The organism is Pseudomonas sp. Soil_N_39, assembly GCF_057655955.1.
This window is the reverse complement of record NZ_JBDGLI010000004.1, coordinates 225,493-246,405: the sequence shown is the minus strand read 5'-3', so window position 1 is coordinate 246,405 and position 20,913 is coordinate 225,493. Positions and strand designations below refer to the sequence as shown.

The following is a 20,913-nucleotide window of genomic DNA, read 5'->3' as shown; positions in this document are numbered from 1 at the left end:
TCCCACACAACGGCGCGGCTCTGCTTTTTGATTCAGGTCAGATGCCTCATTATTCGACTCATGTTCGATCATCGTAAAATGAGCAATCCCTCATGACCCTCACCCAACTCGAAATCTTCTCCCTGGTCGCCGAGCTGCGGGGTTTCACCGCTGCGGCCACACGTCTAGGCATTGGCCAGTCAGCGGTGTCCCACGCGATCAAATCCCTGGAGCAAGAGTTGGGGGTGGAATTGTTCAGACGCCATCAGTCGGTGGTGGAGCTCAGCGACATCGGCCAGCAGTTACTGCTACGGGCCCGGGCGATGCTCGGGCTGGCCAACACCTTGTGCCAGGAAGCCGCCGATGCCCGGGGCATGCGCCGAGGGACCTTGCGCATCGGCTCGTTCGGGCCGACGTCGTCGATGAAATTGCTGCCCGAGCTCCTGCGGCGCTATCGAGCCTTGCATCCCGGGATCGAAGTGCACATCGACGAAGGACCGGACAGGCAAGTCATCCAGTGGCTGGACGAACGGCGGATCGACGTCGGTTTCGTGGTGCTGCCGGAGGAGCGTTTCGATACGTTCATGCTGATGGAAGATCAGATGGTCGCCCTGCTGCCCGCCTCACATCCCCTCGCCGCCCAGGCCAGCCTGAGCCTCAAGGACCTGTGCAACGACCCCTTCGTGCACACCGAGGCGGGATCGTCGGAGCTGGTCACGCGCCTGTTCAATACCGCGCGGCTGACACCGAACGTGCGTTTTCGTTGTTCGCAGTTGCTCAGCACTCTGGATGTGGTCAGGCGCGGCGAAGCGGTGAGCGTGGTGTCCGAAGGGTCATTGCCGGACGACGAGAATCCCGGCTACGTCGCCCGGCCCTTGTCGCCGCGGGTACCACGCCAGATCGGCCTGGCGGTATTGGACAGCCGCCAGGCCTCGCCCGCCACCCTGGCGTTCATCGAACTGGCCCGGCAGCCATGAGCCCGGCATCAAACCTGGGGGAGTCAGGCATTGAACCTGTGGGAGCAAAGCTTGCTCGCGATGAAGGCACCTCGGTTCTCCAGCTGGACCGCATAATCGTTCATCGCGGGCAAGCCTTGCTCCCACAGACCTCGCTCCCACAGTCACCCTGCAGTCAGCAAGCACTCGCCAAGCCATCTATCATGGTCGGCATCCAACGCTTCCCCTCTTTCCTTTTCCCCAGGTTGTGCCGATGCCCTTGACCGCCACCCGCTCGCACACCCGGCCCCGCCGCTACCTGGTCACCCTGCTGTGCGCCCTGGTGCCGATACTGTCAGGGCTGGCCATTTTGTACATGCAAGCCGAACGGACGCTGGCGCAACACACCCGGCAGACCGCCGAGGAGTCGGTCAGGCAGATCGAACTGATGCTCGACAACACCGCGTTGGCGGCCCGTGAACTCTTGTCCCTGGCCGGCCAACCCTGCGAAGCGGTGAAGCTGGCCTTACGCGAACAAGTGACGCGCCGGCCCTTTGTCCGTTCGACCAACCTGATCTGGGACAACAACCTCTATTGCAGCTCGCTGTTCGGGGCCTTCGAGGAGCGCGTCAACCCGAGCGACTATCACCAAGGCACGCTGTGGCTGATGAACGGCAACCCGATCACGCCGGACACCGCGTTGCTGATCTACCGGCTCAATGAGGGCCAGAAAGGCGCCTTGGCCACGCTTGATGGGTATCACCTGGCCAACGTCTTGCGCCTGATCGGCCGCCAGACCCGGCTGCGCCTGCAAGTCGGGCCAAATTGGCTGGCGGCGGACGGCAAGGTCCGGTCAGCCCCCCTGCCCGGGTCGCCGGTGGCCCCGACCGAACTGGGCTCAGCCCGCTACGCCTTCAATATAGAAGCCGGATTCGACGAGGGTGAAACCTGGCGCTACATGGCCAGGGAATATCCGCCGCTGTTCAGCCTGCTGATCTTCTTTGGCGTTGTGGCCGGGACGCTCGGGCACTGGCTGCAAAAACGCGCATCGTCCCCCAGCCGTGAATTGCAAAGGGCGCTGGAAGCCGGCGAGTTCGTGCCGTACCTGCAACCGGTCGTGCACAGTGATAGCAAGCGCTGGGCCGGCGTCGAGGTGCTGATGCGCTGGAACCATCCCAAGGAAGGCCTGGTCCGCCCGGATCTATTCATTCCCTTCGCCGAACACAGCGGCGTGATCGTGCCGATGACCCGCGCGCTGATGCAACAAACCATGCACCTGCTGGTGCCGCTTGCGTCGCAACTGGAAGCGCCGTTTCATGTCGGCATCAACATCACCGCCCGCCACTGCCAGGATCTGGCGCTGGTGGACGATTGCCGCGAGTTTCTCGGCGCCTTCGCGCCGGGGGCGATTACCCTGGTGTTGGAGTTGACCGAACGCGAGCTGATCGAACCGACGCCAGTGACCCGGCAACTGTTCGACCAACTGCGGGAACTGGGCGTGAAGATCGCCCTCGACGATTTCGGCACCGGTCACTCCAGCCTGGCGTACTTACGCCAGTTCAACGTGGATTTCCTGAAGATCGACCAGAGTTTTGTCGCGATGATCGGTGCCGACGCCCTGTCGCGCCACCTCCTCGACAGCATCATCGAACTGTCGGGCAAGTTGGGCCTGGACATGGTTGCCGAGGGCGTCGAAACCGTCGAACAAAGCGACTACCTGAGCGCCCAAGGGGTGAACTTTCTACAAGGCTATCTATTTGGCCGACCGATTAGCGGGCAGGCGTTCGTTGAGACCTTGAACAGCACTAATGGCAGTTAACCGCCGTCGGTCTATTGACGATGACCTGCCAATTGATAAAAACGTTTGCTGTTGTTACATAACGAAAAAGTTACGATTTACACTTTACGGATTAACTACTACAATTTTTCTACCTGTGCAACATAACAGGAGAGGGTCATTAACACCGAGTCGCTTCAAGGCGCTTGGCTTATAGCTTTGTTTGCGGTTGGTATCAGCCAAATATTTTGATTGGAGTAATCATTTTGTCCAGACTCGCTGAATTTCGTGCAGCCGAAAAGGCCCTTCAAGAACAGCTCAAGCAGCTGGAGTCACTGAAGAACGATGCCGGGCTCAAGAAGGAAATCGAATTCGAGGAAAAGCTCCAGGGACTGATGAAAACCTACGGCAAGAGCCTGCGCGACATCGTCGCGATCCTCGACCCGAACCCGTCCAAGGCAAGCCTGCAATCGACCAAGCCCACCAAGACCCGTCGCGCGCGAGTGGTGAAGGTTTACCAGAACCCGCACACCGGCGAGTTGATCGAGACCAAGGGCGGCAATCACCGCGGCCTGAAAGCCTGGAAAGAACAGTACGGTGCAGCGACTGTTGATTCTTGGTTGCGTGGTTGACAGCCCCGTGACGCAAAAAGCCCTGAACACACTCAGGGCTTTTTTATGGACTAAACTTTAGGATTAAACCCTTTGGCGTATTACGCTGAAGGCGTCATAGTTTCAAACTGTTTCGCACCGACTGTATTTCATCCTGGCTTTCAACAAACACCTGCGCCTGCCCTGCATAGGACAGCACATAAGCCTTGCCCTCATTTAGGGCCGCGACGAGTGCTTGAGACAATACATGTCGTCCGTTTTGCGTGATCGTACAAGTGGTTTCCAATGCAGTTACGCCGCCCAACATCGAGGCATGGACCTTAGTGCATACACTTTGGTAACCACCTTGGAAAAAATCCTTCTGGATTGATTTGCGCATTTCCAGCAACACGCCTTGCAAGTTGACCTGGTGATCGGGTTCGACGGGGGTGGTGGTCAGTTCCATGACCATCACGGCGTTGCCTGCCGGATCATTCTTGGTTGCTCGTTGGCGCAGGGTTCCCGGTGCCGCCGAGGCCGATGCGTCCGCAGGCAGCGGTTCGACAACCCAGCCCTGAGGCCACGTCACCTGCGGTTCAGCCGCCAGGACACTGCCGACACTCGTAAACAGCAGGACAAACAGCGAAAGGAACGGTCGAATCATTGCGTTGGCACCACCCAAGGACGAATCGGGAAGTCTGAAGCCCGAGGCAGAACCAGGCAATAGCCACGCGCGGTTTGGCGCCGCCGCATCCCTTGCGTATCATGGGCGCACCTGCAAGGAAGCCGTCTGACGCAAGCCCAGGAACCGTCGCAACCCCACTTGCGACGCCGTTTGCCCCACTTATTTTCCGGAGGGCCCATGAGCCTGCACGAACTCAATACTTTCCCTGGCGTCACCGCACAACCTGACGCCGCCACCGCCCAGTTCGTCTTCAACCACACCATGCTGCGGGTCAAGGACATCACAAAGTCCCTGGATTTCTACACCCGCGTGCTGGGTTTCTCGCTGGTGGAAAAACGCGACTTCCCGGAAGCCGAATTCAGCCTGTATTTCCTGGCGTTGGTGGACAAGAACCAGATCCCGGCGGACGCAGCGGCGCGTACCGAATGGATGAAATCGATTCCTGGCATCCTGGAACTGACCCACAACCACGGCACCGAAAGCGACCCGGCGTTCGCCTACCATAACGGCAACACCGACCCACGCGGCTTCGGCCACATCTGCATCTCGGTACCGGACGTCGTCGCAGCCTGCGAGCGCTTCGAAGCACTGGGCTGCGATTTCCAGAAACGCCTGACCGACGGCCGCATGAAAAGCCTGGCCTTCATCAAGGACCCGGATGGCTACTGGGTCGAAATCATCCAGCCTGCGCCGCTCTAACACTCACCACGGCCTTCCGTGGGAGCGAGCTTGCTCGCGATAGCGGTCTGTCTGGCACATCAGTGTTGATGTGCTGCAGCTATCGCGAGCAAGCTCGCTCCCACAGGGTGATGGGTGATCCAAAATAAAACCCCATGAGCCATTGGCTCATGGGGTTTTGTGTTTTCCGCTATCGACTATTAAGCCGGCGCGGAGGTGCGGATCAAGTGGTCGAAGGCACTCAGCGAAGCCTTGGCGCCCTCGCCCACGGCGATCACGATCTGCTTGTACGGCACGGTGGTCACGTCACCGGCGGCGAACACGCCAGGGATCGAGGTTTCACCCCGGGCATCGACGATAATCTCACCCCGTGGCGACAACTCGACGGTGCCTTTGAGCCAGTCAGTGTTGGGCAACAGGCCGATCTGCACGAAGATCCCTTCCAGTTCCACGTCGCGCACCTCACCGCTCGGACGGTCCTTGTAGCGCAAGCCATTGACCTTCTGGCCGTCGCCTGTCACTTCGGTGGTCTGGGCGTTGGTGATCACCGTCACGTTCGGCAGGCTGTGCAGTTTGCGCTGCAACACCGCGTCGGCACGCAATTGCACATCGAACTCCAGCAACGTGACGTGGGCCACGATACCGGCCAGGTCGATAGCCGCTTCGACGCCGGAGTTACCCCCACCGATCACCGCCACGCGCTTGCCTTTGAACAGCGGGCCGTCGCAGTGCGGGCAGTACGCCACGCCCTTGTTGCGATACTGCTGCTCGCCCGGCACGTTCATTTCACGCCAGCGGGCACCGGTCGCCAGAATCACGGTCTTGGCCTTGAGGCTCGCACCGCTGGCGAACTTGATTTCATGCAGCCCTCCGTCCTTGTCCGGCACCAGGCCGTCGGCACGCTGCAGGTTCATGATGTCCACGTCGTACTGCTTGACGTGTTCTTCCAGGGCAACGGCCAGTTTCGGCCCTTCGGTTTCCTGGACCGAGATGAAGTTCTCGATGGCCATGGTGTCGAGTACCTGACCGCCGAAACGTTCAGCCGCCACACCCGTGCGAATGCCTTTACGAGCGGCGTAGATCGCCGCCGAAGCGCCAGCCGGGCCACCACCGACCACCAGCACATCAAAGGCTTCCTTGGCGCTGATTTTCTCGGCCTGGCGTTCGATGCCGCTGGTGTCGATCTTGGCGAGTATTTCTTCCAAGCCCATGCGGCCCTGGCCGAAGTTCACGCCATTGAGGTAAATGCTTGGCACAGCCATGATCTGGCGTTCATCGACTTCGGCCTGGAACAGCGCGCCGTCGATGGCGACGTGGCGAATGTTCGGGTTCAGCACCGCCATCAGGTTCAGCGCCTGGACCACGTCCGGGCAGTTCTGGCACGACAGCGAGAAATACGTCTCGAAGTTGAACTCACCCTTCAGGGAGCGGATCTGCTCGATCACTTCGACACTGGCCTTCGAAGGGTGGCCGCCGACTTGCAGCAAAGCCAACACCAGCGAAGTGAATTCGTGGCCCATGGGGATGCCGGCAAAACGCAGGCTGATATCGGCGCCCGGGCGGTTCAACGAAAACGACGGCTTGCGCGCATCGGTACCGTTGTCGAGCAAAGTAATCTGGTGGGAAAGACTGGCAACTTCTTGGAGTAACGCGAGCATTTCCTGGGATTTCGCACCGTCGTCGAGGGAAGCGACGATCTCGATCGGCTGGGTGACCCGTTCCAGGTATGACTTCAACTGAGCTTTAAGATTGGCGTCCAACATACGGGCGATTTCCATTTTTTGAATTTCAGAAAAAACAACGCCCGAGCGAATCTCGCCCGGGCGTTTTTTGGGGCGAAGCGGCTTACTTGATTAAGAGCGGATCGCCCTCGGATGACTCACAGACTTAGATCTTGCCGACCAGGTCCAGGGACGGCGCCAGGGTGGCCTCGCCTTCTTTCCACTTGGCTGGGCAGACTTCGCCCGGGTGAGCGGCAACGTACTGAGCGGCCTTGATCTTGCGCAGCAGCTCGGAAGCGTCACGGCCTACGCCGCCGTCGTTGATTTCAACGATCTTGATCTGGCCTTCTGGATTGATCACGAAAGTACCGCGGTCAGCCAGGCCAACTTCTTCGATCAGCACGTCGAAGTTGCGGGAGATGACGTGGGTCGGGTCGCCGATCATGGTGTACTGGATCTTGCCGATGGCTGGCGAAGTGTTGTGCCAGGCAGCGTGGGCAAAGTGAGTGTCGGTGGAAACGCTGTAGATCTCGACACCCAGCTTCTGGAATTCAGCGTAGTTGTCAGCCAGGTCTTCCAGCTCGGTTGGGCAAACGAAGGTGAAGTCAGCCGGGTAGAAGAACACGACAGACCACTTGCCTTTCAGGTTGGCGTCCGATACTTCGACGAATTCGCCGTTTTTGAAGGCGGTAGCGTTGAACGGTTTAACTTGGCTGTTGATGATAGGCATCGATGTTTCTCCATCAGGGTTGAAAAGTTGATGGAGGGAATCTTAACCACTCATCCCCAGGCTGGCTCATTGGCAAACCTGATGTGAATGATTGGTTTTGGCTATCAGCCGCTAAATAGATAGAAGAAAACTTAATATAGATGGCGAGCAGGCTGGCTCGCCATCTATCCGCCGGGTAGTCAGGAGGCGACGGGCGTACGCATTGTCACGAACTCTTCGGCGGCGGTTGGGTGCACGCCGATGGTCTCGTCAAAGTCGCGCTTGGTGGCGCCGGCCTTGAGGGCGATGGCCAAGCCTTGGACGATTTCACCGGCATCCGGACCAACCATGTGGCAACCCAGGACCTTGTCGGTCTGGGCATCCACCACCAGTTTCATCAGGGTGCGCTCCTGGCAGTCGGTCAAGCTCAACTTCATTGGGCGGAAGCGGCTTTCGAAAATCTCGACCTTATGCCCCTCTTCCCGGGCCTGCTCTTCGGTCAGGCCCACCGTGCCGATGTTCGGCAGGCTGAACACGGCGGTGGGGATCATCCGGTAATCCACCAGCCGATACTGCTCGGGCTTGAACAGACGCCGCGCCACCGCCATGCCTTCGGCCAGGGCAACGGGGGTGAGCTGGACGCGACCGATCACATCGCCAATGGCCAGGATCGACGGTTCGGTGGTCTCGTATTTTTCGTTGACCTTCACGAAACCTTTCTCATCCAGCGTGACGCCGGTGGTTTCCAGGCCAAGGTTGTCGAGCATCGGTCGCCGGCCGGTGGCGTAGAACACACAATCGGTGATCAACGTTTTGCCATCCTTGAGCTCGACCCTCAGGCTGCCATCGTCCAGTTTTTCGATGGATTTGATGTCAGCGTTGAATTGCAGGTCCAGGCCACGTCGGGTCAGTTCTTCGGCCAGGTGCTTGCGCACCGCACCGTCGAAGCCGCGCAGGAACAGGTCACCGCGATACAGCAACGACGTCTGCGCGCCCATGCCGTGGAAAATCCCGGCGAACTCCACCGCAATGTAGCCACCGCCCACCACGATGACACGCTTGGGCAGGTCCTTGAGAAAGAACGCCTCGTTGGAGCTGATGGCGTGCTCGCGCCCCGGAATGTCCGGGATCACCGGCCAGCCGCCGGTGGCGATCAGGATATGCTTGGCGGTGTGGCGCTGGCCGTTGATCTCCACCTCATGGGGGCCGGTCAGCCTGGCGTGACCTTCGTGCAACACGACGCCGCTGTTGACCAGCAGGTTGCGGTAGATGCCGTTGAGGCGATTGATCTCCTGGTCCTTGTTGGCGATCAGCGTGGCCCAGTCGAAACTCGCCTCGCCCGCCGTCCAGCCAAAGGCCGGTGCCTGCTCGAAGTCTTCGGCGTAATGCGCGCCGTAGACCAGCAGTTTTTTCGGCACGCAGCCCACGTTGACGCAGGTCCCGCCCAGGTAGCGGCTTTCCGCCACGGCCACCTTGGCCCCAAAACCGGCGGCAAACCGCGCAGCCCGCACACCACCGGAACCGGCGCCAATCACATACAAGTCAAAATCGTAGGCCATTTTCTATCTCCTTCGGCAGGTCATCAGCATACCTGCTGTTTTCACCTGAGGCAGCGTTGCGATGGTTATGGGGGCGGAAAACGGAAAAGCCAGCTGGACCGGCTCATGTCGATCGGTCAGGCCCAAAACCTGTGGAGCGGTGAGCACAAAATTTATGCCTGTTGAAGATACAGTGTGGGAGCGAGCCTGCTCGCGATAGCGTCGGCACATTCAGCATTGATGCAAGCTGCCCCACCGCCATCGCGAGCAAGCTCGCTCCCACAGGGGGTTGCTTGAGTGATCTGCGAGCAACTGTTCCACACAAAAAAACGCCCCGAACCAGTCGGGGCGTTTTTCAAGGCGTGGCGCAGGCTATCAGTAAGCCTTGCCCGTCTTGTAGAAGTTCTCGAAGCAGAAGTTGGTCGCGTCGATGTAGCCTTCGGCGCCACCGCAGTCGAAACGCTTGCCCTTGAACTTGTAGGCCATGACGCAGCCGTTCTGGGCCTGTTTCATCAGGGCGTCGGTGATCTGGATTTCGCCGCCCTTGCCTGGCTCGGTCTGTTCGATCAGGTCGAAGATGTCCGGGGTCAGGATGTAGCGACCGATGATCGCCAGGTTCGACGGCGCGTCTTCAGGCTTTGGTTTTTCAACCATGCTGTGAACGCGGTAGATGTCGTCGCGGATCATTTCGCCGGCAATCACGCCGTACTTGTTGGTTTCCTGCGGATCGACTTCCTGGATCGCCACGATGGAGCAGCGGAACTGCTTGTACAGCTTGACCATCTGGGTCAGGACGCCGTCGCCTTCGAGGTTGACGCACAGGTCGTCCGCCAGGACCACGGCGAACGGTTCGTCACCGATCAGTGGGCGACCGGTCAGGATCGCGTGGCCCAGGCCTTTCATTTCGGTCTGGCGGGTGTAGGAGAACGAGCACTCATCCAGCAGTTTGCGGATGCCGACCAAGTACTTTTCCTTGTCGGTGCCTTTGATCTGGTTTTCCAACTCGTAGCTGATGTCGAAATGGTCTTCCAGCGCGCGTTTACCACGGCCAGTCACGATGGAGATTTCAGTCAGGCCCGCATCAAGGGCTTCTTCGACGCCGTACTGGATCAGTGGCTTGTTCACCACCGGCAGCATTTCTTTGGGCATGGCTTTAGTCGCTGGCAGGAAGCGAGTACCGTAACCGGCTGCTGGGAACAAGCATTTCTTGATCATATAAGTCCTTGAAAAGGCGGTGTGTACGAGTTTCGGCGCAGTCTAATCAGGCGACGGGCACCTTACAATGCCCGCACTGGCCAACCGGTGCCATCATAGAGAAATAAAAAACGGCGGATAGTTCAATCGCCTTTCGTTTCGATGGCTGCAGCGGTCCACTGTACGCCAGTGAGCACTGTTTGCGAGCATTTGACGTATCATGGCGCTCTTGATCACGCCAATTGAGGCAGTTAGATGTCGGCAAGAAACGCAAACGGTTATTCGGTCAGCCAGGGCAAGGACGGCCAGTGGTGGATTATCAACTACCACGGCGAGCAGGTCGCCGGTCCTTTGCCCAGCAAGGCCATGGCGGTAGAAGTGGCTGCGGTATTCCAGGACGAACGCGCTGCCCCGGCGACGAAAGAACGCGAAAGCGCCCCCGCACGCAGCCCCCGCCGCAAGAAATAAACAGACAAGCCCCAAGTAAATGACGCCCGGCATTGAACGGGGCTTTGTTTCTCTGTACCGGAATGGCCATTCGCTATACTCTCGCGCCTGCCCCTCCCTTCTTGATGACGACTCCATGAAAACACTGCTGGCGCTGTTTGCCGTCCTGGCCTTGGCGGGCTGTGCCTCTGCCGAAAAAACCTACCTGAACAATGGCGAGCAAGGCCTGACCATCGACTGCTCCGGCGAAGCCAATGACTGGGCCACTTGTTATGAAAAGGCCGATGCCTCCTGTGCCGGCACTGGCTACCGCATCGTCGGCACCGATGGGACGCCGCAAGCCAAGGAAAGTGAAAAGACCCTAGGTGTCGATGTCGGCAACTACACCAGCCGCAGCGTCCTGGTCGTGTGCAAATAAGAGCCCGTGTCCTGTCTTTCGGTGTTCGCGAGACAGAACCCTACATGTGAATCTCGGCGAACTTGATCCCCAAGCCACGTATGGTCTCGATCAAATCGTCGAGCCGGCTGAAGGACTCGACTTCGTCCTGCTCATCCACCAGGAAGAAACTGCGCCCGGCGCTTTTCTTGAAGAACACGATCCATTCGCCCGGGCTCGCCGGGTTCTGGATCACGTGGGTGGCACAGATAAGGCCTTCTGCATGGCGCTCGCGCACCTGCTCGCGTTTCATCGACTGACTCCATGAATGACAATGCCGCCAACGTTGACCGTGGCGGCATTTTTTGTCGAGGGCGCCAGTCTATCCGATGGCCGGGCCGCTCGTCAGGCGCTGACGGTGTTCAACCGGAAATGCAAGCGTTGGCCGCATCCTGCACATCGCCAGGACGCACCGGCACGTTGGACATGCTTTCGTGCAGCTTGATGCTGCTGCCACTGGAGCGCTCGTCAATGTCGAACACCGCCGCCGGCAGGGTCGACAGTTTGCCCGGGACGATCAGCCGCACGCCATTCTTGTGCGGCTCCATTTGCAGCGAGCCACGGCTGCTGGCCAGCTTGTCGGCAACGCACTTGGCATATTCGTGAGGTTTCTTTCCGGAGATGACGCTCATGGTGGGAGGCGTCTGGTTGATGTCCGATACCGATGCACATCCACTCATGGCCAATGCCAATGCCAACACCCACACGCTGCGCTTCATATGTTTCCTCCAATAAAGATCCTCCGACAGTGCAAACACCGTTTTGCTCCGGTGCCGCACCGCTTTTTTTCCCCGCCACCTGCGATAAATGAACAAAGCCTGGAGCGCGGGCCGGATATTAACACTCGGGGCTGATAAACTGCGCCTCATTGCCCCTTGCTATCGTTTTGATTTTGTAGAAAAAGCCCTTCTGGAGGCGCCCATGAAATTCATTCACCAGCGCGAGCACCTGAACGAAGACGACATTGTCGTCATCGAATGCTCCCAAATGTGCAACATCCGTTTGATGAACGACGCCAACTTCCGCAGCTTCAAGAACGGCGGCCGGCACACGTATCACGGTGGCGCGTTCGACACTTTCCCGGCCAGGATCACGGCACCGAGCACCGGTTTCTGGAATATCACCATCGACACCGTCAACCGCCGTGCAATCAGCGTCACGCGCAAGCCGACCCTGACTCACAAGATCAAAATCATCCGGCGTTCCAGCTCGAAACTGAGCTGAGCATCGCCCCTTTCAAGAAAGGCAAGACCGTGGCCCAGACGACCAAATACGTCATCAAGTACAAGCTCAACGGCGAACGCCGCTTCGAGTTCGCGCAACTGGAAAATGGCACCGAGGAAGAAGCCAAGGCCGCGTTGCAGGCGTTGCATGGCCAAACCGACGATGTGATCAGCGACCTCAAGGTCAGCAAAGCGCTGTAACAGCTCACCCCGACTGTTTTTTTGTGGGGGATTTATTTCCATTGTGGGAGCAAGGCTTGCCCGCGATGCAGGCGCCTCGTTCATCCCGCCAGACCGCGTTGCCTGCATCGCGGGCAAGCCTTGCTCCCACAGATAAGTCCCTCGCCACAGGGTGACGGGTGTGTCAGTCAGGATGGGTGAGCGCTCGGGCGTCGACACACCGCAAGATCCGGAGTGCCAGCCGTCAAAGCGCTCCCCAGACTGACCAGTCCTTTCTACCAAGGATTGTCATCGTGTCCCCGCCCTCGTTGATCCAATGCATACACGACCTGGACTGGCCCGCCCTGGCGCAAAGCCTCGACCAGGACGGCTGTGCAATCATTCGCAACCTGCTGCCGCCAGCGCAATGCCGGCTGCTCGGTGATTTGTACGCCGATAGCGGACTTTTTCGTTCCCGAGTGATCATGGCCCGCCACGGATTCGGGCGCGGTGAGTATCAGTATTTTCGCTATCCGCTACCAGACCTCATCCAACAGCTACGTCAGGCGTTGTACCCGATGCTGGTGCCGCTGGCGAACCGCTGGAATGAATGCATGGACCTGGAGGCGCGGTACCCCCTTGAACACGCCGAGTTCATCCAGCGCTGTCACGCTGCCGGACAATCGCGTCCTACACCGCTGTTGCTGCAATACGGACCGCAGGACTACAACTGTCTGCATCAGGATCTGTACGGCGAGCAGGTATTCCCCCTGCAGGTCGCGATCCTGCTGTCGGAACCGGGCCAGGACTTTACCGGCGGCGAGTTTGTCCTCACCGAACAGCGCCCGCGCATGCAGTCGCGGCCTCAGGTCATCGATCTGAAACAGGGCGACGCCGTGGTATTTGCCGTGCACCAACGGCCGGTCAAAGGCGTTCGCGGTTATTATCGAGTGAACATGCGCCATGGCGTCAGCCGCGTGCACGGCGGCAGACGGCACACCTTGGGAATCATTTTTCATGATGCGCAGTAATGACACACCGATCACCTTGGACCTGTTCGCCGACCAAGCGCCCAATCCGCCCGGCCAGATCGAACAGATTGGCCAACAATCCTTCGTGCTGCGCGGCTTCACCCTGCCCTGGCTCGAGCGTTTGCTGCCAGCGCTGGAAAGCGTCCTGCAGGCTGCGCCGTTCCGGCAGATGGTCACGCCCGGCGGCTTTACCATGTCGGTGGCCTTGAGCAGTTGCGGCGCGCTGGGCTGGACCACCGACCGCAGCGGCTATCGCTACACCGCCCATGACCCGCAGACCGGCCAGCCCTGGCCCGACATGCCGGCGGTGTTTCGCGAACTGGCCCAAGCCGCCGCCCGGCAGGCACAGTTCGAGCATTTCGAGCCCGACAGCTGCCTGATCAACCGCTACGTGCCCGGCGCCCGGATGTCGCTGCACCAGGACAAGAACGAACGCTCCCTCGCCGCCCCCATCGTCTCGATGTCCCTGGGCTTGCCGGCGGTGTTCCAGTTCGGCGGGTTCGAGCGCAGCGACAAGAGCCTGCGCATCCCGTTGTTCCATGGCGACATCGTGGTCTGGGGCGGCGTGGATCGGTTGCGTTACCACGGCGTACTGCCGCTCAAGGAAGGACAGCACCCGCGCCTGGGCGCCCAGCGGATCAACCTGACGTTTCGCACCGCCGGATGAAGATGCAGAATTCAACCGCAAGACCCGGAGTGCTGCCACCCCACAGGCTCGCTACTGTAGACAAAACGGGCCAATGGACATAACGACCATGAACAGCACTTCGAACAATCTCGCCCCTGAACTGGATCCGCGCTGGGCCGCCGTGCTCGCCCGCGATCCACGCGCCGATGGGCAATTCGTCTATGGCGTGAAAACCACCGGCATCTACTGCCACCCCAGCAGCCTGTCGCGCCTGCCCAACCCGCGCAACGTCGAATTTTTCGACACGCCGGAACAGGCCCAGGCCGCCGGCTACCGGCCGAGCAAGCGCGTGGCCCGGGACCAGACCCAGATCGCCGCCCAACAAGCGGCACGGGTCGCGGCCGCCTGCCGGCAGATCGAAGCCGCCGAGGAACTGCCAGGCCTGAATGAACTGGCAGCCAGCGCGGGCTTGAGTCCCTTCCATTTTCACCGGGTCTTCAAGGCGGTCACCGGCCTGACCCCCAAGGGTTACGCCGCCGCTCACCGCTCACGCAAGGTACGCGAACGCCTGGCCGATGGCGGCACGATCACCGAGGCGCTGTACGACGCCGGTTTCAATTCAAACAGCCGTTTCTATGAGGCGGCCGACAAAGTGTTGGGCATGAAGCCCGCCGACTACCGCGCTGCCGGGCAGAACACCGACATCCGTTTCGCCGTCGGCCAATGCTCCCTCGGGGCGATCCTGGTGGCGCAAAGCGAGCGTGGCGTGTGCGCGATCCTGCTGGGCGACGATCCGGATGCGTTGGTGCGCGACCTGCAGGACAAATTCCGCCGGGCCAACCTCATCGGTGCCGACCGCGAATTCGAACAGTTGATCGCCCAGGTGGTGGGCTTCATCGAAGCGCCGGCCCTGGGCCTGGACCTGCCCTTGGACCTGCGCGGCACTGCCTTTCAGGAGCGGGTCTGGCAAGCGTTGCGGGACATTCCCGCCGGCAGTACCGCCAGCTATGCCGAGATCGCCCAGCGCATCGGCATGCCCAAGGCCGTGCGCGCCGTGGCCCAGGCCTGCGGCGCCAACAGCCTGGCGGTGGCGATCCCTTGCCACCGGGTGGTGCGCAGCGACGGCAACCTGTCGGGCTATCGCTGGGGGGTGGAGCGCAAGCGTCAGTTGCTGGAACTGGAGCGCTCGGCCGGGGACTGAACGCCGATGTAGATCGCCACGGATTCGGGGGCGCTGTAGACCTCGAAATCGGTGGTGAAGCGGCGCAGTGTCTGCGGGTTATCCGCGAAGTACGCCCAGATCAGGCCCCAGGCCTGGATCACGCAATCGGGCATCTTCCCCTTGGCCGAAAACACCAGGTATTCCCCGCCTTCGATGTCCACGGCGGGGTAGCCTGCGCTGGCCTCATACACCTGCACCCCGGCCGTTACGTCGAAGTGGCCGGTGGCGTCGGACTCATAATTGGAATACACCCCGTAGACGAACGACTCCGACTGCCGGGCCGGGATTTTGTCGAACAGCTCTTCGGTGAAGAACTGCTGCCACATCGGACCGATCCTTGCCGTGTCGAGTCGCTGCTCGTCGGTGTTGCGGGTGCGCACCTGCAAACCGGCCACGGTGAAGGGTTTGACGGTCTTGAGTTTCACTTCCATGAGTCAGGCTCCTTGATGTATGGAGCCCGCATGGTAACCCTCCCGCCATGGGGATCAAGGTGCAGCGCCCGATTGAAAAACTCGACTGGCCCTTGCCGGCTCACACCTGCTAAAAACGCTGTTTCCTTCTGCCGTCGGAGACCCCGCACATGAGCCAGTGGCCAGACACCCGCATTCTTGACCTGCTCGGTATCGAGCTGCCTATCATCCAGGGGCCGCTGGCCGGGGTGACCGGGCCGGCCATGGTGGTTGCGACCTGCAATGCCGGCGGGCTGGGTTCGATGCCGGCGGCGATGCTCGATGTCGAGCAGTTGCGCCAGGCACTGACGACCATCCGCGAACAGACCGACAAGCCGTTCAATGTGAATTTCTTCTGTCACCAGCCGCCGGCCTTCGACGAACAGCGGGCCGAGGCCTGGAAGCAACGGCTCAAACCGTACTATCAGGAACTGGGCGTCGATTTCGACGCACCGACCCCGGTGTCCAACCGCACGCCCTTCGATGATGCTGCCTGCCGGGTGCTGGAAGAGATGCGGCCCAAGGTCGTCAGTTTCCACTTTGGCCTGCCGGAAAAATCCTTGCTGGATCGGGTGAAGGCCACCGGCGCGAAAATCCTCTCGTCAGCCACCACCGTCGAGGAAGCCATCTGGCTCGAACAGCACGGTTGCGATGCGATCATCGCCATGGGCTATGAAGCCGGTGGTCATCGTGGAATGTTCCTCAGCGACGACCTCGATACCCAGGTCGGCCTGTTTGCCTTGCTGCCGCAGGTGGTGGATGCGGTGAAGGTGCCGGTGATCGCCGCCGGTGGCATTGGCGATGCACGCGGGATTGTCGCAGCGTTCGCTTTGGGTGCCTCGGCGGTGCAATTGGGCAGCGCTTACCTGTTCACGCCTGAGGCGAAGATCAGCGCGTCCCATCACCGGGCGTTGCGTACGGCCAAGGAAAGCCAGACCGCTGTCACCAACCTGTTCACCGGTCGCCCGGCCCGAGGCATCGTCAACCGGGTGATGCGCGAAGTGGGCCCGATGAGCCCGCTGGCTCCGGCCTTTCCCTTGGCGGGCGGTGCGCTGATGCCGTTGCGTGCCAAGGGCGAAGAGGATTTCAGCAACCTCTGGGCCGGCCAGGCCTTCCCATTGGGGCGCGAGCTGTCGACGGCCGAGTTGACCCGGCGGTTGGCTGAAGAGGCGCAGGCTCGGCTCAATCGCCTGGGTCGAGCCTGATGGTCATCATCGGTCGTTAGCACGCCATCGCGAGCAAGCTCGCTCCCACAGGGGGATTGCTGGCAACCACGACATTGGGTGACGCCACTGTACCTGTGGGAGCGGGCTTGCTCGCGAAAGCGCTGGGTCAGTCGACAGGAATGTTGAATATACCGCCGTCTTCGCGAGCAAGCCCGCTCCCACAGGGGTTCTGGTGTGGTAGCAAGATGTAGGTTCGCCACGGATCCAATGTGGGAGCGAGCTTGCTCGCGATGGGGCCAGCCCTTGCACCCTCGCTCCCCAGGCAAAATGCCGCGTTCCGTTTGTCAGTCATTCGCTATATATTCCGGTATATAGCGAATCTGCCCTCGGAGCCTCACCTATGCGCCTCACCCGCTTCGCGCCGTTGCTGTTGATCCCGTGCCTGGCCATTGGCGCCGTCCAGGCCGCCGAGGTGCAGGTGGCGGTCGCCGCCAATTTCACTGCGCCGATCCAGGCCATTGCCGCCGATTTCGAAAAAGACACCGGGCATAAGCTGGTGGCGGCGTACGGCGCCACCGGGCAGTTCTACACGCAGATCAAGAACGGCGCGCCCTTCGAGGTGTTCCTCGCCGCCGACGACACCACCCCGGCCCGGCTCGAAAGCGAAGGCGACACCGTCAAGGGCTCACGCTTCACCTACGCCGTTGGCACCCTGGCGCTGTGGTCGGCCAAGGCCGGTTATGTCGACAACCAGGGCCAAGTCCTCAAGCACAACGATTTCCAACACCTGTCCATCGCCAACCCGAAAGCCGCACCCTATGGCCTGGCCGCGACCCAGGTGCTGGACAAACTGGGTTTGACCGCCCAAGTCAAAAGCAAACTCGTCGAAGGCCAGAACATCACCCAGGCCTACCAGTTCGTCTCCACCGGTAACGCTGAACTGGGCTTCGTCGCCTTGTCCCAGGTGTACAAGGACGGCAAGGTGACGGGCGGCTCGGCGTGGATCGTCCCGGCCGAACTGCACGACCCGATCAAGCAGGACGCGGTGATCCTCACCAAGGGCCGGGACAACCCCGCCGCCGTGGCCCTGGTGGATTACCTCAAGGGGCCGAAAGCCGCCGCCATCATCCAAGCCTACGGTTACCAACGCTAAATGCCCCTGACCAGCGCCGACTATGCCGCCATCTGGCTGACCCTGAAACTGGCGTCCCTGACCACGGTGATCCTGCTGCTCATCGGCACGCCCATCGCGTTGTGGCTGTCGCGCACCCGCTCCTGGCTGCGCGGGCCGGTGGGCGCGGTGGTGGCGTTGCCCTTGGTGCTGCCGCCCACGGTGATTGGCTTTTACCTGTTGCTGGCATTAGGGCCGAACGGCTGGATCGGACAGCTCACCCATGCCCTCGGGTTGGGCACTCTCACCTTCAGCTTCACCGGGCTGGTGATCGGCTCGGTGATCTATTCCATGCCGTTTGTGGTGCAACCGTTGCAGAACGCCTTCTCTGCCATCGGCAGTCGTCCGCTGGAAGTCGCCGCCACTTTGCGGGCCGGGCCTTGGGATACGTTTTTCAGCGTCATCCTGCCCCTGGCCCGCCCCGGCTTTATCACCGCAGCAATTCTTGGCTTCGCCCACACCGTCGGCGAATTCGGCGTGGTGCTGATGATCGGCGGCAACATCCCGGAGAAAACCCGAGTGGTGTCGGTGCAGATCTACGACCATGTCGAAGCCCTGGAATATGCCCAGGCCCATTGGCTGGCGGCGGCGATGCTGGTGTTTTCATTCCTGGTGCTGCTGGCGCTGTACTCCAGCCGCCGAACCCGTGCAGGTTGGAGCTGATCAATGATCAACGCGCGTTTTCAGCTCGACCATGGGGCTTTTTCCCTGGATCTGGATGTGCAACTGCCAGGCCGTGGCGTGACCGCCCTGTATGGGCCTTCCGGCTCCGGCAAGACCACCTGTCTGCGCTGCATCGCCGGGTTGGAGCGACCGGCCCGGGGGTTTATCGAGGTCAATGGCCAAGTGTGGCAGGACAGCGAGCACGCGGTGTTCGTGCCGCCCCACAAGCGGCCGGTGGGGTATGTGTTCCAGGAGGCCAGCCTGTTCGCCCATCTGTCGGTACGGGCCAACCTGGCGTTCGGCCTCAAGCGTATTGCTCCGGCACAACGGCGGGTGGACATGGACCAGGCCACCGATCTGCTGGGCATCGGGCACTTGCTCGATCGCCAGCCGCACAACCTCTCCGGCGGCGAACGCCAACGGGTGGGTATCGCCCGCGCCTTACTCACCAGCCCGCAACTGCTGCTGATGGATGAGCCGCTGGCGGCCCTCGATAGCCGGCGCAAAAACGAAATCCTGCCGTACCTGCAACGTCTCCACGATGAGCTGGACATCCCGGTGCTGTATGTCAGCCATTCCCAGGACGAAGTGGCGCGCCTGGCCGATCACATCGTGATGCTCGACGCTGGCCGCGCGCTGGCCAGTGGGCCGATCGGCGAAACCCTGGCCCGGCTCGACCTGCCGTTGGCCCTGGGGGATGACGCCGGGGTGGTGATCGAGGGCAAGGTCAGCGGCTATGACCCGGCGTATCAATTGCTGACCCTGAACCTGCCCGACAGCCAACTGAACGTACGCGTGGCCCACACGTCCCTGGCCCTCGGCCAGCCGCTGCGCTTCAAGGTCCAGGCCCGGGACGTCAGCCTCAGCCTGGCGAACGATGCCCAGACCAGCATCCTCAACCGCCTGCCGGTCACCGTGATCAGCGAACAGGCCGCCGACAACGCTGCCCATGTGCTGGTGCGCCTGGACGCCGCCGGCACCCCGCTGCTGGCGCGCATCACCCGCTATTCCAGAGACCAGTTGAATCTGCAGCCGGGGCAGGTGTTGTGGGCACAGATCAAGGCGGTGGCGGTGTTGGCTTAGGGCCCGTAACCAGCGGATCACACTGTGGAAACTTGTGGGAGCAAGGCTGTGGGAGCAAGGCTTGCCCGCGATGCAAGCACCTCGGTGTAGCTGATAGACCGAGGCGATACTATCGCGGGCAAGCCTTGCTCCCACAGGTCTACTCCTGCAGGTCTGCTCCTACAGGTTTGCTCCTGCAGGTTTGCTCCTGCAGGTTTGCTCCTGCAGGTTTGCTCCCACAGGTTTTGCGGCAACCTCAGAATCTTGGCACGACCACAACGGACTGCGGTCAATGAATTCACAGGCCACCGGATTCGTTGCCAAGGAATTTTTTCATGCCCGACACCCTGACACCGGATGCTCTGCCGGCCGACCTGCATTACGTCGATGACACGGCCCCAGGCATCACCCGTAAAAAGCTGCGGGGCAAATTCTGTTATTTCGACCCGCAGGACCGACGCATCACCGACGCGGCCGAGATCCAGCGCATCAATGCCCTGGCGGTGCCGCCGGCCTATACCGATGTCTGGATCTGCACCGACCCCCGTGGTCATCTCCAGGCCACTGGCCGCGATGCCCGCGGGCGCAAGCAGTACCGCTACCATGCGCGCTGGCGTGAGGTGCGCGATGCGGACAAGTATTCACGGATGCTGGAATTCGGACGTGCCCTGCCGCGCCTGCGCAAACGCCTGGAAGAAATCCTCGCCACGCCCGGCTTCAGCCGCGACAAAGTCATGGCCACGGTTATCACCCTGCTGGACGTAACCCTGATCCGCGTCGGCAACCCCCAATACGCCCGCGCCAATCACTCCTACGGCCTGACGACCCTGCGCAACAAACACGTCGAGATCAACGGCAGCGCCATCGCCTTCCAGTTTCGCGGCAAAAGCGGCGTCGAGCACCAAATCACCGTGAAAGACCGGCGCCTGGCACGGATCATCAAGCGCTGCCAGGAGATTCCCGGGCAGAACCTGTTCCAGTACCTGGACGAACACGGCGAGCGGCACTCCATCAGCTCTTCGGACATCAACGCCTACCTCAAAACCCTCACCGGCGCCGATTTCACCGCCAAGGACTACCGCACCTGGGCTGGCAGCGCAGCCGCTCTGGCCGGGCTGCGGGCGCTGCGCTGGGAAACCGAGACCGAAGCCAAGAGGCACGTCACCGAGATGGTCAGGCAGGTCTCCCGACAACTGGGCAACACACCGACCGTCTGTCGTAAATGCTACATCCACCCGGCGGTGGTGGAAGGCTTTCTGCTCGGCGCCCTGAAGGCATTGCCCAAACCCCGGGCCCGCAAAGGCCTCAGCGAAGAAGAAGCCGGACTGACGCTATTCTTGCAGCGTATGACACGAGCCGCCGAGGCGTGCGAACAGGCACAATCGGGTTGACGCGATTCACCCGCAGCGAGCCAAGGAGGCGGAACATCCGCAGACCACCGGACTCCCAA

24 protein-coding genes are annotated in these 20,913 nt (G+C 61.0%); 16 read left to right on the top strand and 8 right to left on the bottom strand.

Features of this window, described 5'->3' with window-relative positions:
• Positions 1-92 precede the first annotated feature (92 nt).
• The 3 genes from AC3A5O_RS08380 to AC3A5O_RS08370 all read left to right on the top strand — a co-directional run bounded on the left by AC3A5O_RS08380 (position 93) and on the right by AC3A5O_RS08370 (position 3,323).
• The gene (locus tag AC3A5O_RS08380; RefSeq protein WP_122566277.1) at positions 93-956 is read left to right on the top strand and encodes a LysR family transcriptional regulator; all 864 of its coding nucleotides are present in this window, start codon (positions 93-95) and stop codon (positions 954-956) included.
• A gap of 232 nt (positions 957-1,188) precedes the next feature.
• Positions 1,189-2,733 carry an EAL domain-containing protein gene (locus tag AC3A5O_RS08375; protein WP_305467531.1) on the top strand — a complete coding sequence of 515 codons (1,545 nt, stop codon included), beginning with the start codon at positions 1,189-1,191 and terminating at the stop codon, positions 2,731-2,733.
• 224 nt (positions 2,734-2,957) lie between these two features.
• Complete coding sequence (locus AC3A5O_RS08370; protein ID WP_058544518.1) at positions 2,958-3,323, top strand: histone-like nucleoid-structuring protein, MvaT/MvaU family; 366 nt, start codon at positions 2,958-2,960, stop codon at positions 3,321-3,323.
• A gap of 94 nt (positions 3,324-3,417) precedes the next feature.
• Here AC3A5O_RS08370 and AC3A5O_RS08365 read toward each other — a convergent pair whose 3' ends face one another.
• Positions 3,418-3,945, bottom strand: a complete 528-nt coding sequence (locus AC3A5O_RS08365; protein ID WP_122566275.1) for a DUF4946 domain-containing protein — start codon at positions 3,943-3,945, stop codon at positions 3,418-3,420.
• 198 nt (positions 3,946-4,143) lie between these two features.
• Between AC3A5O_RS08365 and gloA the strand changes: the two genes are divergently transcribed.
• A complete protein-coding gene (gene gloA, locus AC3A5O_RS08360; protein WP_122566274.1) occupies positions 4,144-4,665 on the top strand; it encodes a lactoylglutathione lyase in 522 nt (173 codons plus the stop codon).
• Between the two features lie 179 nt (positions 4,666-4,844).
• Here the strand turns inward: gloA and ahpF are convergent, their stop codons facing one another.
• From ahpF to galU, 4 genes are all read right to left on the bottom strand, one after another.
• Entirely contained in the window at positions 4,845-6,407 is a 1,563-nt protein-coding gene (ahpF, locus tag AC3A5O_RS08355; protein WP_122566273.1) for an alkyl hydroperoxide reductase subunit F, read from the bottom strand.
• A 124-nt stretch (positions 6,408-6,531) separates the two neighbouring features.
• The gene (ahpC, locus tag AC3A5O_RS08350) at positions 6,532-7,095 is read right to left on the bottom strand and encodes an alkyl hydroperoxide reductase subunit C (RefSeq protein ID WP_003202998.1); all 564 of its coding nucleotides are present in this window, start codon (positions 7,093-7,095) and stop codon (positions 6,532-6,534) included.
• A gap of 179 nt (positions 7,096-7,274) precedes the next feature.
• Positions 7,275-8,633, bottom strand: a complete 1,359-nt coding sequence (gene gorA / locus AC3A5O_RS08345) for a glutathione-disulfide reductase (protein WP_122566272.1) — start codon at positions 8,631-8,633, stop codon at positions 7,275-7,277.
• Between the two features lie 354 nt (positions 8,634-8,987).
• A complete protein-coding gene (gene galU / locus AC3A5O_RS08340) occupies positions 8,988-9,827 on the bottom strand; it encodes a UTP--glucose-1-phosphate uridylyltransferase GalU (RefSeq protein ID WP_003182953.1) in 840 nt (279 codons plus the stop codon).
• 234 nt (positions 9,828-10,061) lie between these two features.
• Between galU and AC3A5O_RS08335 the strand changes: the two genes are divergently transcribed.
• Entirely contained in the window at positions 10,062-10,274 is a 213-nt protein-coding gene (locus AC3A5O_RS08335; RefSeq protein ID WP_060741669.1) for a hypothetical protein, read from the top strand.
• A 115-nt stretch (positions 10,275-10,389) separates the two neighbouring features.
• Complete coding sequence (locus tag AC3A5O_RS08330) at positions 10,390-10,671, top strand: hypothetical protein (RefSeq protein WP_122566271.1); 282 nt, start codon at positions 10,390-10,392, stop codon at positions 10,669-10,671.
• A 40-nt stretch (positions 10,672-10,711) separates the two neighbouring features.
• On the opposite strand, the gene AC3A5O_RS08325 is transcribed toward AC3A5O_RS08330, so the two are convergent.
• Positions 10,712-10,942, bottom strand: a complete 231-nt coding sequence (locus AC3A5O_RS08325) for a hypothetical protein (RefSeq protein WP_122566270.1) — start codon at positions 10,940-10,942, stop codon at positions 10,712-10,714.
• A 109-nt stretch (positions 10,943-11,051) separates the two neighbouring features.
• A complete protein-coding gene (locus AC3A5O_RS08320; RefSeq protein ID WP_122566269.1) occupies positions 11,052-11,408 on the bottom strand; it encodes a hypothetical protein in 357 nt (118 codons plus the stop codon).
• 202 nt (positions 11,409-11,610) lie between these two features.
• On the opposite strand from AC3A5O_RS08320, the gene AC3A5O_RS08315 reads away from it, so the two are divergent.
• The 5 genes from AC3A5O_RS08315 to ada all read left to right on the top strand — a co-directional run bounded on the left by AC3A5O_RS08315 (position 11,611) and on the right by ada (position 14,931).
• On the top strand, positions 11,611-11,913 hold the full coding sequence (locus AC3A5O_RS08315; protein ID WP_003182962.1) for a DUF1883 domain-containing protein: 303 nt from the start codon (positions 11,611-11,613) through the stop codon (positions 11,911-11,913).
• Positions 11,914-11,942: 29 nt separating this feature from the next.
• Entirely contained in the window at positions 11,943-12,113 is a 171-nt protein-coding gene (locus AC3A5O_RS08310; protein WP_305467535.1) for a hypothetical protein, read from the top strand.
• 272 nt (positions 12,114-12,385) lie between these two features.
• Complete coding sequence (locus AC3A5O_RS08305) at positions 12,386-13,102, top strand: 2OG-Fe(II) oxygenase (protein WP_305467537.1); 717 nt, start codon at positions 12,386-12,388, stop codon at positions 13,100-13,102.
• The gene (gene alkB, locus AC3A5O_RS08300; protein WP_122566267.1) at positions 13,089-13,769 is read left to right on the top strand and encodes a DNA oxidative demethylase AlkB; all 681 of its coding nucleotides are present in this window, start codon (positions 13,089-13,091) and stop codon (positions 13,767-13,769) included. Before AC3A5O_RS08305 ends, alkB begins: the two co-directional genes overlap by 14 nt.
• 88 nt (positions 13,770-13,857) lie before the next feature.
• Complete coding sequence (gene ada, locus AC3A5O_RS08295; protein WP_122566266.1) at positions 13,858-14,931, top strand: bifunctional DNA-binding transcriptional regulator/O6-methylguanine-DNA methyltransferase Ada; 1,074 nt, start codon at positions 13,858-13,860, stop codon at positions 14,929-14,931.
• Here the strand turns inward: ada and AC3A5O_RS08290 are convergent.
• Positions 14,895-15,383 carry a GyrI-like domain-containing protein gene (locus AC3A5O_RS08290; protein WP_305481800.1) on the bottom strand — a complete coding sequence of 163 codons (489 nt, stop codon included), beginning with the start codon at positions 15,381-15,383 and terminating at the stop codon, positions 14,895-14,897. The genes ada and AC3A5O_RS08290 overlap by 37 nt on opposite strands.
• Before the next feature lie 149 nt (positions 15,384-15,532).
• Here AC3A5O_RS08290 and AC3A5O_RS08285 point away from each other — a divergent pair, with 149 nt between their 5' ends.
• From AC3A5O_RS08285 to AC3A5O_RS08265, 5 genes are all read left to right on the top strand, one after another.
• Positions 15,533-16,606 carry an NAD(P)H-dependent flavin oxidoreductase gene (locus tag AC3A5O_RS08285; RefSeq protein ID WP_305467540.1) on the top strand — a complete coding sequence of 358 codons (1,074 nt, stop codon included), beginning with the start codon at positions 15,533-15,535 and terminating at the stop codon, positions 16,604-16,606.
• A 361-nt stretch (positions 16,607-16,967) separates the two neighbouring features.
• Complete coding sequence (modA, locus tag AC3A5O_RS08280) at positions 16,968-17,720, top strand: molybdate ABC transporter substrate-binding protein (RefSeq protein WP_305467541.1); 753 nt, start codon at positions 16,968-16,970, stop codon at positions 17,718-17,720.
• Entirely contained in the window at positions 17,721-18,401 is a 681-nt protein-coding gene (modB, locus tag AC3A5O_RS08275) for a molybdate ABC transporter permease subunit (protein WP_487753090.1), read from the top strand.
• Between the two features lie 3 nt (positions 18,402-18,404).
• Positions 18,405-19,484, top strand: a complete 1,080-nt coding sequence (gene modC / locus AC3A5O_RS08270; protein ID WP_305467542.1) for a molybdenum ABC transporter ATP-binding protein — start codon at positions 18,405-18,407, stop codon at positions 19,482-19,484.
• A 314-nt stretch (positions 19,485-19,798) separates the two neighbouring features.
• Positions 19,799-20,854, top strand: coding sequence for a DNA topoisomerase IB (locus tag AC3A5O_RS08265; RefSeq protein WP_122566260.1), 1,056 nt, complete (start codon positions 19,799-19,801; stop codon positions 20,852-20,854).
• Positions 20,855-20,913: the final 59 nt, after the last annotated feature.

Coding starts and splice junctions, on each gene's coding strand:
- AC3A5O_RS08320 (WP_122566269.1), bottom strand. CDS start 11,408: ATGAAGCGCAGCGTGTGGGTGTTGGCATTGGCATTGGCCATGAGTGGA.
- AC3A5O_RS08285 (WP_305467540.1), top strand. CDS start 15,533: ATGAGCCAGTGGCCAGACACCCGCATTCTTGACCTGCTCGGTATCGAG.
- modA (WP_305467541.1), top strand. CDS start 16,968: ATGCGCCTCACCCGCTTCGCGCCGTTGCTGTTGATCCCGTGCCTGGCC.
- ada (WP_122566266.1), top strand. CDS start 13,858: ATGAACAGCACTTCGAACAATCTCGCCCCTGAACTGGATCCGCGCTGG.
- gloA (WP_122566274.1), top strand. CDS start 4,144: ATGAGCCTGCACGAACTCAATACTTTCCCTGGCGTCACCGCACAACCT.
- AC3A5O_RS08380 (WP_122566277.1), top strand. CDS start 93: ATGACCCTCACCCAACTCGAAATCTTCTCCCTGGTCGCCGAGCTGCGG.
- ahpC (WP_003202998.1), bottom strand. CDS start 7,095: ATGCCTATCATCAACAGCCAAGTTAAACCGTTCAACGCTACCGCCTTC.
- modC (WP_305467542.1), top strand. CDS start 18,405: ATGATCAACGCGCGTTTTCAGCTCGACCATGGGGCTTTTTCCCTGGAT.
- galU (WP_003182953.1), bottom strand. CDS start 9,827: ATGATCAAGAAATGCTTGTTCCCAGCAGCCGGTTACGGTACTCGCTTC.
- AC3A5O_RS08290 (WP_305481800.1), bottom strand. CDS start 15,383: ATGGAAGTGAAACTCAAGACCGTCAAACCCTTCACCGTGGCCGGTTTG.
- AC3A5O_RS08265 (WP_122566260.1), top strand. CDS start 19,799: ATGCCCGACACCCTGACACCGGATGCTCTGCCGGCCGACCTGCATTAC.
- AC3A5O_RS08375 (WP_305467531.1), top strand. CDS start 1,189: ATGCCCTTGACCGCCACCCGCTCGCACACCCGGCCCCGCCGCTACCTG.
- gorA (WP_122566272.1), bottom strand. CDS start 8,633: ATGGCCTACGATTTTGACTTGTATGTGATTGGCGCCGGTTCCGGTGGT.
- AC3A5O_RS08365 (WP_122566275.1), bottom strand. CDS start 3,945: ATGATTCGACCGTTCCTTTCGCTGTTTGTCCTGCTGTTTACGAGTGTC.
- alkB (WP_122566267.1), top strand. CDS start 13,089: ATGATGCGCAGTAATGACACACCGATCACCTTGGACCTGTTCGCCGAC.
- AC3A5O_RS08330 (WP_122566271.1), top strand. CDS start 10,390: ATGAAAACACTGCTGGCGCTGTTTGCCGTCCTGGCCTTGGCGGGCTGT.
- modB (WP_487753090.1), top strand. CDS start 17,721: ATGCCCCTGACCAGCGCCGACTATGCCGCCATCTGGCTGACCCTGAAA.
- AC3A5O_RS08325 (WP_122566270.1), bottom strand. CDS start 10,942: ATGAAACGCGAGCAGGTGCGCGAGCGCCATGCAGAAGGCCTTATCTGT.
- AC3A5O_RS08335 (WP_060741669.1), top strand. CDS start 10,062: ATGTCGGCAAGAAACGCAAACGGTTATTCGGTCAGCCAGGGCAAGGAC.
- AC3A5O_RS08315 (WP_003182962.1), top strand. CDS start 11,611: ATGAAATTCATTCACCAGCGCGAGCACCTGAACGAAGACGACATTGTC.
- ahpF (WP_122566273.1), bottom strand. CDS start 6,407: ATGTTGGACGCCAATCTTAAAGCTCAGTTGAAGTCATACCTGGAACGG.